This is a genomic window from Pseudoalteromonas sp. SG43-7, from assembly GCF_014164295.1.
GTDB classification, from domain to species: Bacteria; Pseudomonadota; Gammaproteobacteria; order Enterobacterales; family Alteromonadaceae; genus Pseudoalteromonas; species Pseudoalteromonas rhizosphaerae.
In genome coordinates this window covers 21,957-40,920 of sequence record NZ_JACJEY010000009.1, presented here as the reverse complement: position 1 = coordinate 40,920, position 18,964 = coordinate 21,957, and the positions used below count along the sequence as shown (strand labels likewise).

Here is an 18,964-nt window from a genome sequence, read left to right as displayed (position 1 = left end):
TTCAAGCAGCAACATAACTGAGATGCAGCGCAAGCTCTTTAGCTCGACTGTAAGCATTTTCTAGTGATTGTTGATGACGAGTATCGGCAAACTCTTGATACTCACAGGCAATTTCATGAATTGTGCTCACGCCTAAATATTTGCTCAACGTACGTAAGTGCGGCACTAAATGGCTCATATGCTCACGAATACCACCTTGCTCAAAACCAAACTCACCGCTTGAGGTGATCACAACCAAAGTCTTACCGCCAAGTAAAGGCAGCAGCGGAAAGTTTCCACGGGCCAGATCAAAATCAAAAGTTTTGTTGATCCTAACAACTAGATCAAACCAGGCTTTCAGCTGCGCTGGCATACCATAGTTATACATAGGCGAGGAAATCACAATAATGTCAGCACCAGCAATTTCTGCAATGAGTAAGTCTGACAACGCCAGTAACTGCTTTTGCTCATTAGTCTTTTTATCATCAGGAGTAAATACCGCACCTATCCAGTCTTGGGTAATAAAAGGCGGCGGATTCACACCTACATCACGATAAATATACTCATCTATGCTTTGCTGCTGAGTAACGCTCTCTATAAAACGCTTAGCTATATTTTTAGAGATTGAATCGTGATCTGGATTGTCATTTTTAACGGCTCTGATGCTTGCATCAATGTGTAGTAGGGTGGTCATGCTGTTTATCCTGTTAGTAATTGTGCGGTCATCATCCAACTAACAGAGGCTTTTCACAAACGAGTTAACCTCAGCTATAAATAAGTTATACTCATCTATAGTCAATTTTATTATTTGCCAATATCACTTATGCAAGTATCACTACAAGCGCTTAAAGCCTTTGAAGCTGCAGCGCGTTTAGGCAGCTTTAAAGCCGCCGCTGATGAACTCTCACTCACGCCAACAGCGATTTCACACCATATAAATAATCTTGAAAGCCGTTTAAATGTGGATTTATTTTACCGCCAAGTAAGAAAGATCACTCTCACTCCCACTGGTGAATATTTAAGTGCGGCCACAAGTGACGGCTTTAACCGCATCGACCAAGCACTGGCAACTGTGCAAGCCACAGGGGCAACAGTTAAAATAACCACCACCTCGTCACTGGCCGCCCTGCGCTTAATACCCGCATTGCAGGAATTATCAAAAAGTCAGCCCAATCTTGAGGTAGATATATCAACCAGTGAAGCCATTGACAAACAATTGCACACATTACCCATTCGCTTTGGCCAGCAGCGCAATATAAACGCAGATGACATTATAAAAACCGAACATTTTAACCTGTTTGGCTCATACAAAGCCGCCGATATCCCATGGCAAAATGGCCCTGTTACGCTCTATACCACAAAATGGAAAAACAACGCGCTAAGTGAGCCTCCAATTAAACAATGGCTTACTCAAAACAACTTAGATCCTGCTTTGTTTATTATTAAAACCTTCGACCAAGAGCTATTTGGCATTCAAGAAGCTATGGCAGGCTCAGGACTGGTATTTTGTTCAACCACGCTAGTACAACGATTATTAAACACCGAGTTACTTAAAAACTTTAATACTCAAGCAGTTGAATCTGAGTTTTGTTATTACATACCCAATAAACAGCGTTTTCAAACCCGAGATACACGCCTAGTTTTAGAATGGGTAGAAGGGCTGTTGAATTTATAAATGCTAGTTATAAATCAAATTAAGTAATAGCTAAAAGTAGGGGGTTACTGATTTATCTTATTGCTTTAGACTTTGTCTAATAGGCAAAATAAGGATAAAGGGTCAGTCAATAAATATTATGTCTGAAGTCAATATTTGCTCCCCTGGGTTTCTATGTAAGTTCACACTAAGCAATTAGGGGTTATTCATTCTTTCGAAATGATCTTTTAAATTGCCTACTATGTTATGGCATAGAATTATGAACGCCCTCTTCATCTTGTGTTAATCATTAGCAGCCCGTTAAACATGGCGCTATAAATATGTTATTTTATCCGCTGATATATTTAATAGCTATGGAAAGATAAATGAAAATACTCATATGGATTGGAATTATATTTTTAGTCATCCCCCTTGTTGGTGCCTTAATTGCTCTTATTATTGGCTTATATGTTAATAATCCTAGCACGCATAACGCGACTGCTTTTGATAGTAAAATTAGCAATCAATATTACCTACAAGACGGTAAAGTTGTTTATGTTTTAGATGGCAATTTTTTCCAAATTGGAGGCTCTCCAGTAGAAGGAGCTGACCCTGATACGTTCAGTGTGATTAGTCAGTCTTACGCTAGAGATAATAATAGTGTTTATTACAACGGAAGACGGGTTGAGGGTGCTGATCCTAATTCAATTCAGTTGATAACATCGGGTATTAATACAAGTAAAGATGAATCTGGTTATCTTGTTAGTGGTGGCAAAGTTTTTTGTTATGGACAAATGATAGAAGGTGCAGACGCCGCTTCGTTCTCTTATTTGTTGGGCTCATACGCCATGGATAAAGAATATTTATATTACTACATCGATGACAAATTTCCACGTAAAACAATGCCTGAAGCGATTAAAAATGCGAACGAGCGTTATATTCGTCATGGTGAGCAGGTAATTTATCAGGGAAAAATAATTAGTAACGAAGCCAGTCGTTTTAAAATTATTAATGATGAGTATGCCGTAGACGGACAGCATGTTTATTCACATGGTGAGGTTGTTGAAGGCATGGTAGCCGATGGCTTTACGGTGATTACGCCTTACTACAGAAAAGATAAAAATCAAGCGTACTATTTTAATACACCCATTCCAGAAAGTGATCCATCTACATTTAAAGTATTAAATGATTCTGTTGCCAAAGATGGTAAGCACGTTTACTACAACGGTTATATTGTTGACAATAGAACGGTGGCAGAAGTGAGCCGGTCTGATGCCAGCGAGCTTGAGAAGATGTGGAAATGGAATTCTCTTCACTTAAGCCCAACGCGGGTGATTCTGGTTCCTACTGATGATGTTGAAGACATTACAAATAATTTTTATGCTTACAATAACGAAGTGTATAGCAGAAATAATAAACTTGTCGGTGTTGAACCTGAAGATGTGGTTATTCTTGATGAAGATGAAAAAATATTTGTCCGTATAGGATCTCAGGTTTTTTATTATAATGTTGTAGTTGAGGGTGCAGATCCAAACACTTTCACTGTAATAGCCGATCGTTTTTCAAAAGATGCTAAGCATGTTTACTGGGAAGTGTATAAGGTAGTCGATGCCGACCCGTTAACCTTTGAATATGAAGAAAATTTATATGCAGACGAGAACGATGCGGGTGAGTACTACTTAAAAAGATGGGAATAAACGCTCAAAGGTACAGGGTATGGCTATCTACTCTGTATCTTTATTGTGTATTCGACTATGACTTCCAAACAGTCTGATAAGCCCTTACGACAATATCGACGTTTGAAGATCTTGCCAAGTCTTTTCGGGCATTGTGCAGTAAACAGGCATAATCAAGCGCATGCTCAGTACACACAGAAAAAGGCATATAGTTTTGCATTAAGCTCCATCTAAATGAGTATTCTTGCTGTTTTTCACGCTAGGTAGTTGAAAATGCGTGTGCGTTATCGCCAACCATATTTTCAAGTAACGACACCACGCCATGAGTGTTTATAAGTGTACCGTATACATCAAACGCCAGTGTAGTTGCCATTAATGACTCCTGTTTAAATCGTTACTAAAACGCGATTTTATCGCTCAGCTTAATCACCATATCAGGTAATAAAGTACAGTAACACTACCGGCGATTTAAGCACCCACTGTAAACCCCGTTACGATTTGGTTAAAAATACGCACGGTAAGATTGTGTTTGTTGTGGTCAACTAATTCCAAGCAGTGAATTAAGTTTTTCTTCTGCTACACCATGTGATTATGGCTATGTGGCCTGCGCCAATTATAATAATTCATCAAGAAGCTAAGATCTTTTTCAGCGTCTTGATAATTACTATAACCCAATGAGGGAACCCATTCTGTTTTTAAACTTCTAAATAGGCGCTCCATCGGCGCATTGTCCCAACAATTCCCTCGGCGGCTCATGCTTTTTTATCCGGTAACGCAATAACTTTTACTAAAACCTCTTTGCGCCGTATTGGCTTCCTTGATCTGAGTGAAACATCAATTCAGATGGTTTGCCTCGTTGCTCGTAGGTTTTATCTAATGCTATTCTTTCCGTCTAGTTTTTAGATAATAATTAAGACAGATGTAAGCTCTAACTCTTTGTACTAATTATTTAAAAGGATCGTTTAGTGATACACAATATTTCAAAATATAGTTTTTTTTGTTTAATTTTATTGCTCATTTCATTGAGTGCTCATGGGCGTAGCCAGTCGAGTATGTTTTGCGAAATATCCTCTATCGAGGGCCAAGCAGTCACAATTAATAAGAAAAAGTATGATAATGACCTCAAATATGACTTTCAGCTTATAGATGAACATAAAATAATAACCGTTACAGTAGGAGTTATAAGACCTGAGCACGACTCTATTTTATTTAAAAACTCAGCGAAAGAAGCATCGAAGATTGAAATTGTGGAAGACTCACACAAAAGATATGAAAAAATGTGGGAAGAGGAGCTTTTTTATACGGTGACTTTATTACATTCTAAAAACTATATTTGGGAGCAACGTACTGCAAAGCTATCAATTTGGAAAGCTACGTTTAATGAGCATTATAGATTAATAGGCTTTTGGTCAGCAGCAAGCGACGAGGAGATGTTCACTCTTTCATTAAATGCACTAAACGCTTCTAATCAACAGGAATTGGTGCCAACTAATGTAATAGCAAATACTGTTGATGAAATACTTAGCCAGTGCAAAATAAAATCATTAAAAAACGAAATCTAAAAAGTTAAAGGGCTCACTAACACTGCTTCAAATTAACTCTCTACTGGTCAAAAGCTTTACCTTAGCTGTAAACCCCCGTTACATTTTGATTAAAAAAGCCACACGCAAACAATGGTTAACGTGTGGCTTTTTAGCCTTTAACTTTTTTTAATGTAATTACTTATTTAGTAAGTTCTTTTCAAAAAAATCGGCCATCATGGTGTGATAGTGCAAGGTAGTGCCTTTGCCTTCTCGTAAGCTATGTGAGCGATTTGGATATGAGAAAAACTCAAACTGTTTGTTGTACTTAACAAGCTCGTTAATTAAACGCTCTGAGCCTTGGTAATGAACGTTATCATCCCCTGTACCATGAATAAGCAATAGCTTACCGGTTAGGTTTTTGGCAAAGTTAATTGGCGAAGTATTGTCGTAACTCTCAGGATCGGTCTTTGGATTACCTGCATAACGCTCTTGGTAGATAGTGTCGTACAAGCGAATGTCTGGCACCGGCGCTGAGGCAATACCGACTTTAAATTTATCACCATGGCGGAACAATAAGTTAAGGGTTGAGCTGCCGCCGCCTGAGTGACCCCATACACCAACACGGTCGGTATCTATTACATCCCAGCGTTTTGCCATGGCATCTAGCGCATCAACTTGGTCTTGTACTGTGATTGAGCCGATTTTTTTATAAATCGATTTACGCCAATCACGGCCTTTTGGTGCTCGCGTGCCACGGTTATCAACCGATGCCACAATAAAGCCTTTTTGCGTTAATAGTGATTTATACAAGTAGCTGTCGCCTTCAAAGCGGTCTTGCACTGTTGAGCCCCACGGTTCGCCATACACGTAAAAAACGATTGGGTATTTTTTACTGTTATCCATGTTTTTAGGGAACATAATGTAGCCGTCAAGCTCAGTGCCATCCTGCGCATTCACTTTAAAGAACTCGTGATTTGGTAAGCTTTGCTCTGCGAGTTTTTCTTTCAGCTCTTTATTTTCAACTAAGGTTTTAACATTACTGTGATCGCTTACTTTAATGATCTCTTTAGTTGGCGGCGTGCCAAATTGTGAGTAAGTGTGCATTGCCCATGAGGTATCTTTAGACATGTAATAGCTGTTTGAACCTTCAAATTCAGCAGGCGTTACGCGTACAGGTTTACTACTACCATCCAAAGACGTACTAAATAAATAACGTTGACCTGCATCGTCTGGCGAAGCGGTAAAATACATCACGTTTTTATCTTCGTTTAGCGCCAGCATATCAACAATATCGTAATCACCTGGGGTTAAATCGATAATGATTTTGCCATCGCGAGATACACGATAAAGGTGACGCCAGCCGTCGCGCTCGCTGTGCCAAATAAAGAACTTACCATCTTTTGACCAGTTGGCTTTGTAAAACCACTCGATAAAAGCATCGTCTTTATCTTCTAAAATTTTGGTCAATTGCTGTTTTTGCCAATCGAACAGCCAAACCTTGTTGTGGTTTTGCGGGCGGTTTAAGTCTTGGATCATTAATTCCTTACCGGTGCCTGCCCAGCTAATACGAGGAATATAGCGGTCGCGGTTATCGCCTTCAAGTTTGGCCCAGCGGGTTTTCTTATCAGCAAGGCTAACAACCCCCACGCGTACTGCCGAGTTAGTTTCACCGGCTTTTGGGTAAGGAAACTCTTTTAAAGTAGGGTAAAGCTCGTCGGTGTTGTTGATCATGGTGAAAAACTTAACGCCGCTGGTATCTAGCTGCCAATAGGCGATTGATTTGTTATCTGGGCTCCAACGAAAGCCATCAGCAATGCTGAATTCTTCTTCGTAAACCCAATCAAAGTTACCATTAACGATTTTAGCGCTGCCATCGGTTGTAAGCGCTGTTACTTTGTTGCTGCCAACCGCTTGCATATAAATGTTGTTATCGCGCACGTAAGCCACTTTTGAGCTATCTGGTGAGAACTTAGCAAACATTAATTTAGTTGGTTCAACATCTGCGCCACCTAATTGCTGTAATTGATTGGTCTCAAGATTGAGTAACCAAAAATCCCCGCGACTACGAGAGCGCCACACTTGCTCACTGTTGGTAAATACCATCAACCATTTGCCATCTTTTGACCACTGGTAGCTTTCGATTGCAAATGACTCATCTGCGCCCTCAGGCAGTAGTTTTTCAAACTCAACTAGAACTTTGCGGCCAGTACCATCGGCGTTGTAAAATACAATGTCGTTGCCTTTTACACCGTGCTCTTTTTCGTCATCTGCTTTGGCATTTTCAGCGTCGTCTTTTTTATCTTTTTCGCTTCCACGTTCTTCAAGCACGGTGTAGCCGGTGCCATCATCAAGCCATTTAAAGTAAGTGCTACGCTGCGCTTTGAAATATTTATCTTTATAGATTTGTTCAAGCGACAGTGGATTGCTAATTTGATTCATCGTTGTTGTAGCCGTGACGTTGTGTGTTACCGAACAGCCTGATAGCGACAGCCCAGCCAGTACCGACAAAACCAGCCCAGAGGTTTTAAGTAATTTCATGTAGTGATCCTAAAAGGGGTTAGCGCGCGTGTATTTATTTACAAGTCGCATTAGCAACACTTTAGCAAAAATTACTTATAAGATCTGAACGTTTGTCGCAATAAGCATAAGGTTAAACCCAAAAGCCTGCAAGCAAAGTTACAGCCACAGGTACATACTGGCTTTTTTGCCTGAAATTTCTAACTCGTATACGTTTTCACACGGGCGTTGTGCCGCGCCATAACATACATGCAGAGGCAGTAAATGCTCTTCTCGAGGGTGACAAAATTGTGCCCCTGGCGCTAGTTTCCAGTTCGTTAAACGTTGCGTGCGCTCAGGCTCTGCAAGCTTAGGACTTGCTAAAGTATCAATTAACCATTGCTCAAAGCTTTGGTTGAGCTTTTGCATAGCCGTTGTTTGTTTAGCAAAAAAAGCCTGCATGTTATGAAAGGTAAAGCCGGAGCCAATGATCAATAAATTTTCATACTCTATTTGCTGCAACACTTGGCCAATTTTGAGGTGCATTGCGGGATCAAGGGTTGGATTTAGCGAAATTTGTACACATGGAATATCTGCCTCAGGAAACATAATTTTTAATGGTACAAACATGCCGTGATCAAAGCCTCGTTGGGTATCAAGGTTGGTAGCAATACCATTGCTTTTTAAAGCCTGCTGCAGTTGTTCAGCAAGCTTTGGCTCACCAGCACAAGGGTAAGCTAACTGATACGCCTGCTCGGGAAAGCCGTAGTAATCATAAATTAATTTAGGTGTTGCTGAGGCTGTGATTGCAATAGGGTTTGCTTCATAGTGAGCGCTGATCATTAAAATAGCACTAGGCTTAGTAATTTTAGCGGCAACTGATTGCAAACAAGTCACCATCTCTTTATGGCTTGGCTCACCAAGCAGCGGTAATGGGCCGCCGCCATGAGATAAAAAGAAAACATTTGTTTGTTGCATACTAACCCCTTAATTAATCAATGTGGTTATTATAATGCACGCACAAATCCAAATTAACTAGCCACAAAAATGCACAGCTAAAGTGCATTTATTAAGGTTTAGATACCATCAACCAAACCGCGATACTGGCAGGGGTCACGCCCTTAATACCTTGGCTTAACTTCTCGCAGCTGAGTATTTTTAGGCTGTACTTCTTTGCATAACTACTCTGTATCTCAGCCGCTGAAACACTATAAGGTGTGCCACAGCGCTTAGATTGATCATACACACAAGTGATCAATAACTGTGGTGCAGCATTACTCAAGGTAATTATGTGCTGAGCATATTGATTACGAATAGCGTATGGCAGCGCCACCAATGCGCCGCGATCATAAATAGCATCAACATGACCTAAATGATCTGCAGTTAAAGCGAATACATCCCCCACCCAAATGCAGATCCCCTGGGCCTGATACGCGCTAAGTAAACCGTGCTTAGTTACTTTTGGCGTGAGCGCTAACTCAATAAATAACTGCCGAACAGCAAGCTCACTGAGTTCAACACCCACAACGTACATGCCTTTATTAAGCAAATAATGAATGTCGACTGTTTTGCCACACAAAGGGATAAACACACGGCTACTAGCAGGTAAATTTAAGTTAGTAAAATAACGATCTAAACTAGGGATTACTTTACCGTCATGAAAACCAATGTCATTGCTTTGCCAGCGCTTTAACCAATATTCAGCCTGCATTACCCCCCTTCAACTGTAACAGCGCAACCGCAGTTAAATACATGCCAATACCAAATATTGCATGCGATAGTGCACTTTTGAGCCTTGCAGCCATTGGCTTTGCCGTTTTAGCTGCAGCAATGCCAAGCCCAAGCGCAGGCTGCATAATAAAAAACGGGATAACAACGCTAAGCAGCCCAAACAACAGCGCAGGCATTAAGCTTGGCGCTGCAAGCCAGTTATCTGGCATCAGTAATAAAAATAGCAGCGCAAAAATAACCCCGATAAAGTAATGACTAAACCAACCAATTGCGCATTCGTTCGGTTGCACAGCGGCTTTATTAATAGCTAGGTGTTGCCACTTGCCATAGCGCATAAAGCATAGCCAGCGCCCCACCATACAAAAGTTTAAAGAGCTAATACCAAATTTACTAAGTAGCAACGCCCACAGATCAAGTATCGCGGTTGCACCGCTCCCTATAACGATCACTGCTAACCAATCAATCGCTGAAAACATAATGTCACCCTTTGCTGAAAACTAAGTCACTATGATATAGACTTACAAAAACGTTAAATACAAAGCTTTAATCAAACTTAAATTGCAAAAGTGGAATCATGCTAGATGATATAGTGCTGTTTGTGCACATAGTACAACAAGGAGGATTGTCTCAAGCGGGGGAGTATTTATCGCTGCCTGCGGCAACAGTTACGCGGCGTTTACAGCGCCTTGAATCTCGCCTTGGGCAAAAACTGCTGCATCGCTCTGCACGCCAATGCACACTCACACAACAAGGACAGGTGTACTATCAAAGTTATGCCAACTTAGTTGAGCAATTTGAACAAACTCGTTATCAACTTAATCAACAAAAAGAACAACTTAGTGGTAAGCTAAAAGTGCTCGCGCCACTGAATATCTGTCATGGTTTTTTAAAGCCGATGTGGTTGTCGTTTTGCAAGAAATACCCTGATATTCAGTTGGAGCTGATTTTAAGTAATCAACTTGACGATATTATTAAAAACCAAGCTGATTTAGCGCTCAGGATCGGCCCTCAAGCTGATTCGTTATTACAGCAAAAAAAGCTCGCAGAAGCCGACTCTATCTTAGTCGCATCACCTGAGTACCTAACAAATGCAGCAAAACTTGTTGAACCGAACGATTTAAAACATCACCGTTTAATTGGTACAACACTTAGAAATAAATGGCTATTAACGAACACGCAATCATGTGCTACTTACACACACATGTGCCGCTTTAAAAGCATTTATAACGATACTGGCTTTGTAAAATATCAAGTTGCGGATCATCAAGGTATCGGTTTGTTACCGCGCTTTGAAATTATAAATGAGCTACAAACAAAAGAGTTAGTTAGAGTATTGCCACTATGGCAAAGCCTGCCGCGAGAAATTTATGCCATTTGGCCAAGTGGTCGTTTACTTAGTAAAAAAGCGGTTTGTCTTAAAGATTATATGCATAACTTTATCAGTGAACAGTTACCGAACAGTTAAATGTTTTTGTGCCACTGGTACTGCATTTGTTTTGCCGTAAGCTCTGCAAGCTCAGAGCTCCCCAGCTCAGTAACTAATTGCAAGCTCATATCAATTCCTGCAGAAATACCCGCTGAAGTGGTGAATTTACCTTGTGATACCCAGCGCTTATTGCTGATCACATTTAACCGAGGGAACATATTAGCGAGATCCGCAAGATCTTCCCAATGCGTAGTCACCGTTAAGCCATCGAGTAAACCCGCTTTGGCCAGTAAAAAAGCGCCTGTACACACTGAGGCAACTTTAGCAGTAGCACCAGCGGTTTCTCGGATCCAGTTTATTACGGCTGGTTTTTCAAGCTCATGTGTATGTATACCACCGACAACAATGAGTAAATCAATCGCGGGGTGATCAGCAAAACTGTAATGGGGGTTTACACTAAAACCTGCACGGGCAATTATCGGCCCGGCATGCTCTGCCACAAAAAATACCTGCCAATTATTGTCTGCTAAACGCTTTGCCGTGCTAAACACTTCAAATGGGCCTGAAAAATCCAGCACTTCGGCATCATCGTAAATATAAATAGCAATGTTCATAATGTGTTTTCCTTAGCTTGCTCTGCATCAAACATTAACTTTAACCATCTTAAGTCTTTTGCATCTAAATTTGCTTGTTTATGTAATGAGGGATCATCATAAACATCTTTATAAACATGGCAGATAGCAACTTCTGTTAACTCACGCCATTTGTCGTCATTAAACTCTGATAGTGAGCCATCTGCTAAATTAAAAGAACTGATAGGATCATGCTCAGCTTCAGTCGTTCTAAGAGTTAACTCTAACTCTTGTAAAATAGGGTTGATCAACTGTAGCGTATTTGCGGCCTCAAACTCTGCAATTATATTGCTTTGGGCTGCTTTGATTTCTTTTTCAAGTTGATATTGAGACAATTTATCGGCAGAGGCACGCACACCATATTTATTCAGTAGGCCAGTGATACTTGGCAGCATAGCTTTAGCTGCAATGCTGGCTCCTAACAATGGATTTGCAATAGCCGCTAAGCCACCAACCAAAAGCATTCCGTAAGTGAGCTTTTTATCTAAGGCATCAATATCATTAGCAAGCGACTGTAATGAATTAGTTTGCCCGACAGCTTGATCACGCATAATTGCATCAGCACTGTTTAGCATGTAATGGCGAAGTCCGGCCTCAGCATGCTCATTAGGAAAATGAAAAATACGCCGCTTAGGTAAGTTATTAATCTCAGGTACGCCGTTTGGCAAATAACGCATGGTGTGTAAAGCGAATTGATGTTCCGATAGTGCGAAAGGAATTACAAAATAATGCTTTTCATCAAATGACGTAGGGGTTTGCGTACCAAAGCGTTCAAATGACATAAAAATAGGCAGACCATCAATCATTTCTTTTGCTAATACATAGCCTTTATTTAATTCATCAAACATTTTATTAGATGTCGATTTTAGCTTAACAATTCCTTTATTTATAAAATCTTTCATAATTATTTGTTGATCCAATTCGATTCTAGCTGGCTAGCTGGCTAGCTGCCGTAAAGGTTATACAAGCTGGTCTAAAAAGCCCAGCAATTAAATATCAAACTTTAGCAGCTTAAACACTACCTTGCGTTTCAATCACTAAAATACGCGCTTCACCCATAGGGTGGGCTACGTGCTCAGTGCCTATTGAGGCATAAAAAATGTCACCACTTTGCAGTACAGTTGAGTGCGTCTCGCCATCTTGTTTGTAAAACATTTCAACGGCTCCATCAAGCACCACAAAGACTTCTTCGCCATCATTGATATGCCATTTATAAGGTTTATCAGTCCAATGTAAGCGGGTAGTGATGCCATTCATATTGGCAATATTTTTAGCTCCCCATGCCTTTGCTGCGGTGAATTCTTTACCACGAATGATCTGCATACAATTTCCTTATTCATCTAGCTCTAATTGCGCCCGCTCTAAGGTTTCGGCGGGTAGTTCTTTTTGTACTGATACACCAAGCTCTTTAAATTCTGAGGCTTGTTTTATTAGGTTGCCTTTACCGCGATATAACTGCGAAAACGCTTTATCGTAGCTTTCTTTGGCTTTATCTAACTGTTTACCAACACCTTCCATGCTGGTTAAAAAGCCGTTGAGCTTGCTATAAAAACGCTCCGCGCGATTAGCCAACTCTTTGGAGTATTTAGTTTGCTCTTCAAAGCGCCATAACTGTTTCACAATATTTAAGCTGGTTAAAAGGGTAGTGGGGGTGGCAACCAGAATATTCTTTTCTATCGCTTGTTGATAAATATCACTTTGATACTTAAGTGCTTCAACAAAGGCTGATTCTATCGGCACAAACATCACCACCACTTCAGGAGAGTTAAGCCCTGGTAAGTGATCATATGATTTACTCGCCAGCTCATTAATACGCGCTTTTACAGCCTCAACATGCTCTCTAATTGCTTGTTGAGACTCCAGTTCATTATCTGCATTTACGTAGCGGGTGTAAGCGTTTAGCGAGGTTTTAGCGTCAATCACTAAATGCCGACCTTGAGGCAAATACACCACCACGTCAGGGCGAAGGCGGCCTTCTTCGGTATTAAACGATACCTCGCGTTTATAATCAGTACCAGCGCGCAACCCTGCGCTGTCTAACACGTTTTCAAGCATGAGTTCGCCCCAATTACCTTGGGTTTTCTTTTGCCCTTGTAATGCGTTACTGAGCCTGTCTGCTTGCTCAGTGATTGCTTGGCTTTTCGCTTGTAGATGTAATAACTCTATTTTCAGAGCTTCACGTTGTTTTAGATCTTCAACATGAATTGATTCCAATTTATCCCTGAAGCCTTTTAACTCACCTTGGACAGGTTTTAACAGCTGCTCAATACTTTCTTGATTAAGGACTTTAAATTTTTGCGATTTTTCTTCGAGTATTTGATTAGCAAGGTTTTCAAATTCTTTTTTAAGTTGCTCTTTGCTTTCTTTAATATGTTGTAACTGCTGCTCAAAATGGCTTTGCTTTTGCTCAAGCATAGTGCGCATATTATTGAGCTCAACATCACGGGCATTGTATTCGCTTCGTAGTGTTGTTAAATCAGCTTCAGCCTTGCGCCAATAATGGTTGTATTGCTGGCTTTGCTTTTCTTGCTCAGTGAAGCGGGTTTTATAGTGCTGAGTTTCGTCGCGTTGTTCTTGGTGGCTTTGCTTAAGTAAATCGTGTTCATCTATCAAGGCAGTATATTGCTGCTGTTTTTCATTGGACTGTGTTTGCAATAAAGCTAGTTGTTGCTGCTGCTCACTTAGCTCTGCTGTTAGTCGCTTACCACGACTTGCATAAATAACACTAAAAAGCACCGCGCCAACACTAAAACCAATCCCAACACTTACCCAATCAATGTTTGTAAGTAACTGTATATACATAAATAAACTTTAATTAACCAAAAGACACTTCATGATAGCCAATCTAAAAATACCACGATAGGTTTTTTTACTTTTTTATGACTCTAAAAATCATTACAGAGCATTACAAAAGACCCATCTTAATTAGTTATATAAACAATTTTATTCTACACTCAGAACAATAATAAAAACCAACAAGTGGTTTTACTTATACAACAATACAAGGACTGAAAAAATGAACGATATCAAAACCCCAAATATTGAAGTGCAATGTAAAGCAGATAACTACTTTTCCGTTAAAACGTTGACTGTTTTACCTCATACACAAGAAAATTGGTTAACATTTTTTAATAACGAAACAAATCCGACTGAGTCGCTGAGTGTTTTGTTTAATAATGCAGGAAAAAACGATCTCATAAGCACTGAAAAAAGACAATACGTAGAACTTATTATCAGCCTAGATCCGTCAGTGGCTGCCGATTGGGAATTTTATGGGAATGGTGTTGAATATTGTGGTGCAGATAGCAATTGCCAATATAATATATCTACCGAGATCACTGATGACGACACTTTAGTTTTAAGAATTGCTCAAGTAGAGCCGACCTATGAATTTAACGGTGTAGATAAAGACAATCTTGAAAAAGTTGTTGAAGTAACCGAAGGCAAAGAAACTGAGTATTTACCTATTTCGTTTAGGTATACAGCTAAACATGTGCCTTCTGGCAAAATTTATATGTCACAAGATCCTAAAATTGTTGTTCGTAGGCCTGGTGCTACATACTAATATAAAGCACTAGCACAACGAAAAGAAGAGTCATATTGTTGCATTAACGCAATAAACTCTTCTTTTTGGCACCAAGGTTTAAACCAGGGTAAATTAAACCACATCGGGTGATAGCCTATCATTAATGACTTTTCTATATACATTAACGCTGACTGATATTCACCAATCACACTATATACAAGCGCTGCAGTGAACACATATTCATTATGATCTGACGCAATACTTATTGCTTTATTGAGTGCTTGCAAGGCAAGTTTAGCTTCGCCGAGTTGGCTGTATGCTTGTGCGACTTCTAAATAACTATCAAGGGTGTGTTGATCTTGCGCCAGCTCAACTACCTTTAAATAATTAGCCGGATATGACTCACTAAGTCCTAAAACCTTTTCAATATCAGCTAGGTTAAGGCGAAAGCTGATATGCTCTGGGTTTATATCAACCGCCTGTTGGGCAACTATTAATGCTTGCGAAAACTCTCCTTGTAACGAATAAGCAATACTTAAGTTACTTAAATCTATGCTATCAGGTTTAATCTCAATTGCCTGTTTATATTGCTTTATAGCAATGGCTAAATCACCTTCTGTTAGGGCTATATCTGCCAGTAATTGATTTGCCATATAGTTTTGAGAACTTAAGCTTATAACTTCATTAAGCAGCTGCTTTGCCTCTTCAATTTGACCTTGCCACCATAATACTTGCGCTAAATTTTGCTTTATTATTGGATTTGCTCGTATTTTTAATGCAAGTTCAAACGCCTGCTGTGCTTCAGGCAACTGATCTTGTTGTAAATATAATAAACCTTTAAGTTCATAAAGAGCGGTAGAACTTGCTCCAACTTGTTCAGCTTTAGCTAAATACTGCTTCGCAGTTAACCAATCTTGCCTAGCAACCGCGATTAGCATTGCATTTGTAGCAAATGCAGGGGTGTTTTGATACGCAGTTGGTGAGTTAAAAAGTAATTTACTGGCAATATTTAAATACTCTGCTTGCTGTGATTGCTGATATAAACTCAGGGCGACTTCACGTAATAACTCATAGTTGGCATATAACTGCGGGGTTTGTTCTATAGCCTCTTTAATACGCATAAATAATTGATCAGTGTAATCACCAACTTGCTGCACTTTTTGATAAAGCTCAATATGTTCTATTTGTTCTTTGTCACTAAGCTGCGCCATTGCAATATATTTACTATCAAAATCAGGGAAAAGCGCTGTTAATTGCTGACTGCTTAAATGGTACATCTGATTATAACTATCAATTACAATGGGCCATTGCTTACGCGCTTTTACCGTCCAATTTGGCGCCTCGAGCCGAACTAACGTTAAATAGCATTGCGGTTGCATGCAATTAAGCTCAGCGGTCACCACTTCTTGTGCACCCGTTGCTTGCTTTAATTTATGTAACTTATCTGTAAAAGTAAGTTTAGCATTGCCGCTTTGTAAAATGAGCGCAACCTCATCCTGCGAAATAAGATTTAACTGCTTACTATTAATAATACTTTGCCTAATAGCATCATCAATTGTGGCTTTGAGCATATTTGTATCTGCGGATAACAGTGCGGCTGATTTTACCACCGGAGGTAAAAATGCAACATAGTGCTCTGCTGGTTTATGTACTTGCAGCTTATACATTAAGCCTGTTGCAGCCACGGCAATACAAAGCAAAGTCCCTAAAAAAACAGCCTTTTTAGGCGATTTTTTTTGTAATGCGAGTTGCTCTAGTGGAACTGTGTCTTGCGCCAAAATTTCTTGCTGTTTAATAGCTATAATAACGGCTTGTAACTTACGCTCTACACTTTGAGCATCAACAGGGCGGCGGTCTTTTTTTCGTTGTAATAATTGATTTAGTAAATCACATAATTCATTAGGTAACTTGGGAATGATCTCATGTGCATTACACGCTTTACCGTTGGCAATATTATTAGCAATCGTTTGCGCAGATCCTTCACCAAATGGATGACGGCCACTAATAAACATATAGGCCAGCATACCAAAAGAAAATAAATCACTGCGAAAATCTAACGGCTGTTTATTAAGCTGCTCAGGCGACATCGCACTAGCACTGCCACAACTGGATTCATCACGTTGCTCACTAAGCGGCTTATTTTGTAATGTTGCAATACCAAAATCAGTGATTTTTAATTCATTTTTATCAATTAAAATATTGCTAGGCTTTAAATCACAATGCATAACATCTTGACTATGGGCATGGGTTAGACCAGCACACAGTTGTGCTAATAAATTAAGCTTTTCGGAGAGTGTGGTGACGTGCTGATGTTGAAACTGCTGTAATGTTTTGCCTTTTAAGTACTCCATTACAATACAAATTTGCTGCTCATATAAAATTACATCATGTATTTGTACAATATTAGGGTGATTTAAACGAGCAAGCAGCTGCGCTTCAACCAAGGGGTCGCTATGTTCTATTGAGTGCTCAGTAGGCTTTAATAATTTAATCGCAACATAGCGCTTTAAACGTGTATCCTCTGCAAGATACACACTTCCCATACCTCCTTGGTTAAGTAGTTTAATTAATTTATAGTTAGTGATGACTTTATTAAATTTTAATACTGTTTCATGCTCTAACGACATCCGAGGTACTCTCTAATTCACACCCTTTATAAATCATAAAGGATGCGCCAGCAAACCGTACTTTTCGCAATTGTCTTTCGATGATATTTTCAGCATCATGAACATTTACTAAAACTTCTGAAAACTGCTTGCGAGCACGATGTATCTGTATATTTAAATAGCGCATGTCGACACCTAAATCTTTCACTAATTGCTCCGTATTTACCCAACCTTGGTTAGCTGGTAATACTCCTTTTTTAGCATCTAAAGCTCTATAGCGCGCTAAATTTAAGGTTAAGTAGTGATGGCAGCGAACATGCAAATCAAAATCTTTATTATTATTGTGATGTTGAACTTTTAATTCTGATGTTTCTTCATCCAAACTTAGGTTAAAAATAAAGTCTAAATCACTAATATACAATTGTGGTACGGAGCTCATCTGGGTTGCAACTTCCAGATGACTAGAAAGAAACACCCATTGTTCACCACCTAAGGTAATAATACTATGATCTTCTAAGACTTCTCGTATCGTAAACTCATCATCGTGTAATGATTCTAACAACCATTGGCCGCTACTTTGCTCAAAAACAACCACGCTATCAGGTTGCTGCTCAGGCAATAGGTGGTAATGATTAAGCTTAATTGTCTCGGCTGTTTGACTTTGCTCGTCATCTAACTTGATTAATTGGTCTGTAGGAGCACTGAGATCTTTAACCACATAAGTGACCTCTGAATTACCGGCAAAATAAATTTTATCGCCAATACTTAGTTCTTCAGAGTCATCCTTCACCAAACGCTTATGATTTAACCAAGTACCATTCAGGCTTAAGTCACGGATATACCACTTACCATTCAACCACTCAATAATAGTGTGTATTTTCGACACACTCAGATCGTTGACAAGTGTATCTACAGAATATTGAAAGCGCCCAAAACTATGATGCGCATATAAAAAACAATATTCACTTGTATGTTTATTAATTAAATAAGCCATTTTCACTACCTTTTATCGAATGATGAGGTATGTGTCTAACTATTGATATTACAACCAATTCTCTATAATAGACACAACCAAATCAAAATGAAACAAAAAATTAACATTCAATGTATTCATGGGTTAATCCGCAAACAATTGCGGCCAGATAACAGTATTTTAGAAACAAAAAGGCAAAATAAACATTACGTACTATTACAGCAATTGTTTATTAAAGGGATAAGTAAAAGAATGAAATATAAAAAAAGCCAGCTCAAGGTGAGCTGGCCTAATATTACTAAAATAAGTAACTAAAACTAGGGAATCAACATGATGCCTGCGTTGACTGCAATTCAACAACAAGCATAATAGTAGACGCCCCCAAGGTACTTTAGTTCAAAATAAATTTAAAATTGATAAAATAATACTGCATGCGCCAAATAGCAGACATAAAAAAAGCCAGCTCAAAATGGGCTGGCTCAATCATTACTAAAATTAGTAACCAAATAGGGAAATCAACATGATGCTTGCTTAAACTGCAATTCAACAACAAGCATAATAGTAGACGCCCCCAAGGTACTTTAGTTCAAAATAAATTTAAAATTGATAAAATAATACTGCATGCGCCAAATAACAGGCATAAAAAAAGCCAGCTCAAAATGGGCTGGCTCAATCATTACTAAAATTAGTAACCAAATAGGGAAATCAACATGATGCTTGCGTAAACTGCAATTCAACAACAAGCAAAAGAGTAGACGCCCTC

17 protein-coding genes and 2 pseudogenes are annotated in these 18,964 nt (G+C 39.4%); 5 read left to right on the top strand and 14 right to left on the bottom strand.

Going from position 1 to position 18,964, the window contains the following annotated elements:
* Position 1 precedes the first annotated feature (1 nt).
* Positions 2-673, bottom strand: a complete 672-nt coding sequence (locus H5200_RS05845; protein ID WP_182717303.1) for an FMN-dependent NADH-azoreductase — start codon at positions 671-673, stop codon at positions 2-4.
* Between the two features lie 129 nt (positions 674-802).
* Between H5200_RS05845 and H5200_RS05840 the strand changes: the two genes are divergently transcribed.
* Positions 803-1,654 (top strand): LysR family transcriptional regulator, encoded by an 852-nt coding sequence (locus tag H5200_RS05840; RefSeq protein WP_182761131.1) that lies wholly within the window; start codon positions 803-805, stop codon positions 1,652-1,654.
* A gap of 344 nt (positions 1,655-1,998) precedes the next feature.
* Positions 1,999-3,309, top strand: a complete 1,311-nt coding sequence (locus tag H5200_RS05835) for a DKNYY domain-containing protein (protein WP_182739327.1) — start codon at positions 1,999-2,001, stop codon at positions 3,307-3,309.
* Between the two features lie 133 nt (positions 3,310-3,442).
* On the opposite strand, the pseudogene H5200_RS05830 reads toward H5200_RS05835, so the two are convergent.
* Both H5200_RS05830 and H5200_RS23905 read right to left on the bottom strand, forming a co-directional pair.
* Positions 3,443-3,661, bottom strand: a pseudogene (locus H5200_RS05830) (haloacid dehalogenase type II); the annotation flags it as partial.
* Between the two features lie 165 nt (positions 3,662-3,826).
* Positions 3,827-4,168 (bottom strand): annotated as a pseudogene (locus H5200_RS23905) (integrase core domain-containing protein); the annotation flags it as partial.
* An 85-nt stretch (positions 4,169-4,253) separates the two neighbouring features.
* Between H5200_RS23905 and H5200_RS05820 the strand changes: the two are divergent.
* Positions 4,254-4,850, top strand: a complete 597-nt coding sequence (locus H5200_RS05820) for a hypothetical protein (RefSeq protein WP_182739325.1) — start codon at positions 4,254-4,256, stop codon at positions 4,848-4,850.
* Positions 4,851-5,006: 156 nt separating this feature from the next.
* Here H5200_RS05820 and H5200_RS05815 read toward each other — a convergent pair whose 3' ends face one another.
* The 4 genes from H5200_RS05815 to H5200_RS05800 form a co-directional block, all read right to left on the bottom strand.
* On the bottom strand, positions 5,007-7,349 hold the full coding sequence (locus H5200_RS05815; protein ID WP_182761130.1) for a S9 family peptidase: 2,343 nt from the start codon (positions 7,347-7,349) through the stop codon (positions 5,007-5,009).
* Between the two features lie 138 nt (positions 7,350-7,487).
* A complete protein-coding gene (locus tag H5200_RS05810; protein ID WP_182717293.1) occupies positions 7,488-8,285 on the bottom strand; it encodes a class III extradiol ring-cleavage dioxygenase in 798 nt (265 codons plus the stop codon).
* Between the two features lie 91 nt (positions 8,286-8,376).
* Positions 8,377-9,018 carry a thiopurine S-methyltransferase gene (gene tmpT / locus H5200_RS05805; RefSeq protein ID WP_182717292.1) on the bottom strand — a complete coding sequence of 214 codons (642 nt, stop codon included), beginning with the start codon at positions 9,016-9,018 and terminating at the stop codon, positions 8,377-8,379.
* The gene (locus H5200_RS05800) at positions 9,008-9,514 is read right to left on the bottom strand and encodes a DUF2938 domain-containing protein (RefSeq protein WP_182761129.1); all 507 of its coding nucleotides are present in this window, start codon (positions 9,512-9,514) and stop codon (positions 9,008-9,010) included. Before H5200_RS05800 ends, tmpT begins: the two co-directional genes overlap by 11 nt.
* A gap of 98 nt (positions 9,515-9,612) precedes the next feature.
* Here H5200_RS05800 and H5200_RS05795 point away from each other — a divergent pair, with 98 nt between their 5' ends.
* Positions 9,613-10,503 (top strand): LysR family transcriptional regulator, encoded by an 891-nt coding sequence (locus H5200_RS05795; RefSeq protein WP_182717290.1) that lies wholly within the window; start codon positions 9,613-9,615, stop codon positions 10,501-10,503.
* On the opposite strand, the gene H5200_RS05790 is transcribed toward H5200_RS05795, so the two are convergent.
* The 4 genes from H5200_RS05790 to rmuC all read right to left on the bottom strand — a co-directional run bounded on the left by H5200_RS05790 (position 10,500) and on the right by rmuC (position 13,898).
* Positions 10,500-11,078, bottom strand: coding sequence for a DJ-1/PfpI family protein (locus H5200_RS05790; RefSeq protein WP_182761128.1), 579 nt, complete (start codon positions 11,076-11,078; stop codon positions 10,500-10,502). The genes H5200_RS05795 and H5200_RS05790 overlap by 4 nt on opposite strands.
* Positions 11,075-11,998, bottom strand: a complete 924-nt coding sequence (locus H5200_RS23900; RefSeq protein ID WP_259399176.1) for a hypothetical protein — start codon at positions 11,996-11,998, stop codon at positions 11,075-11,077. Before H5200_RS23900 ends, H5200_RS05790 begins: the two co-directional genes overlap by 4 nt.
* Positions 11,999-12,107: 109 nt before the next feature.
* The gene (locus H5200_RS05780) at positions 12,108-12,419 is read right to left on the bottom strand and encodes a cupin domain-containing protein (RefSeq protein ID WP_182761127.1); all 312 of its coding nucleotides are present in this window, start codon (positions 12,417-12,419) and stop codon (positions 12,108-12,110) included.
* A 9-nt stretch (positions 12,420-12,428) separates the two neighbouring features.
* Positions 12,429-13,898 (bottom strand): DNA recombination protein RmuC, encoded by a 1,470-nt coding sequence (gene rmuC / locus H5200_RS05775; protein ID WP_182739318.1) that lies wholly within the window; start codon positions 13,896-13,898, stop codon positions 12,429-12,431.
* Positions 13,899-14,112: 214 nt separating this feature from the next.
* Between rmuC and H5200_RS05770 the strand changes: the two genes are divergently transcribed.
* Entirely contained in the window at positions 14,113-14,661 is a 549-nt protein-coding gene (locus tag H5200_RS05770; RefSeq protein ID WP_182717285.1) for a hypothetical protein, read from the top strand.
* On the opposite strand, the gene H5200_RS05765 is transcribed toward H5200_RS05770, so the two are convergent.
* From H5200_RS05765 to H5200_RS23750, 3 genes are all read right to left on the bottom strand, one after another.
* Positions 14,658-17,249 (bottom strand): serine/threonine-protein kinase, encoded by a 2,592-nt coding sequence (locus tag H5200_RS05765; protein ID WP_182761126.1) that lies wholly within the window; start codon positions 17,247-17,249, stop codon positions 14,658-14,660. The two genes, H5200_RS05770 and H5200_RS05765, sit on opposite strands and share 4 nt — an antisense overlap.
* A complete protein-coding gene (locus tag H5200_RS05760) occupies positions 17,233-18,222 on the bottom strand; it encodes an FHA domain-containing protein (RefSeq protein WP_182739316.1) in 990 nt (329 codons plus the stop codon). Before H5200_RS05760 ends, H5200_RS05765 begins: the two co-directional genes overlap by 17 nt.
* 560 nt (positions 18,223-18,782) lie before the next feature.
* The coding region (locus H5200_RS23750; protein WP_220497000.1) for a hypothetical protein at positions 18,783-18,964 on the bottom strand (182 nt) is incomplete at its 5' end.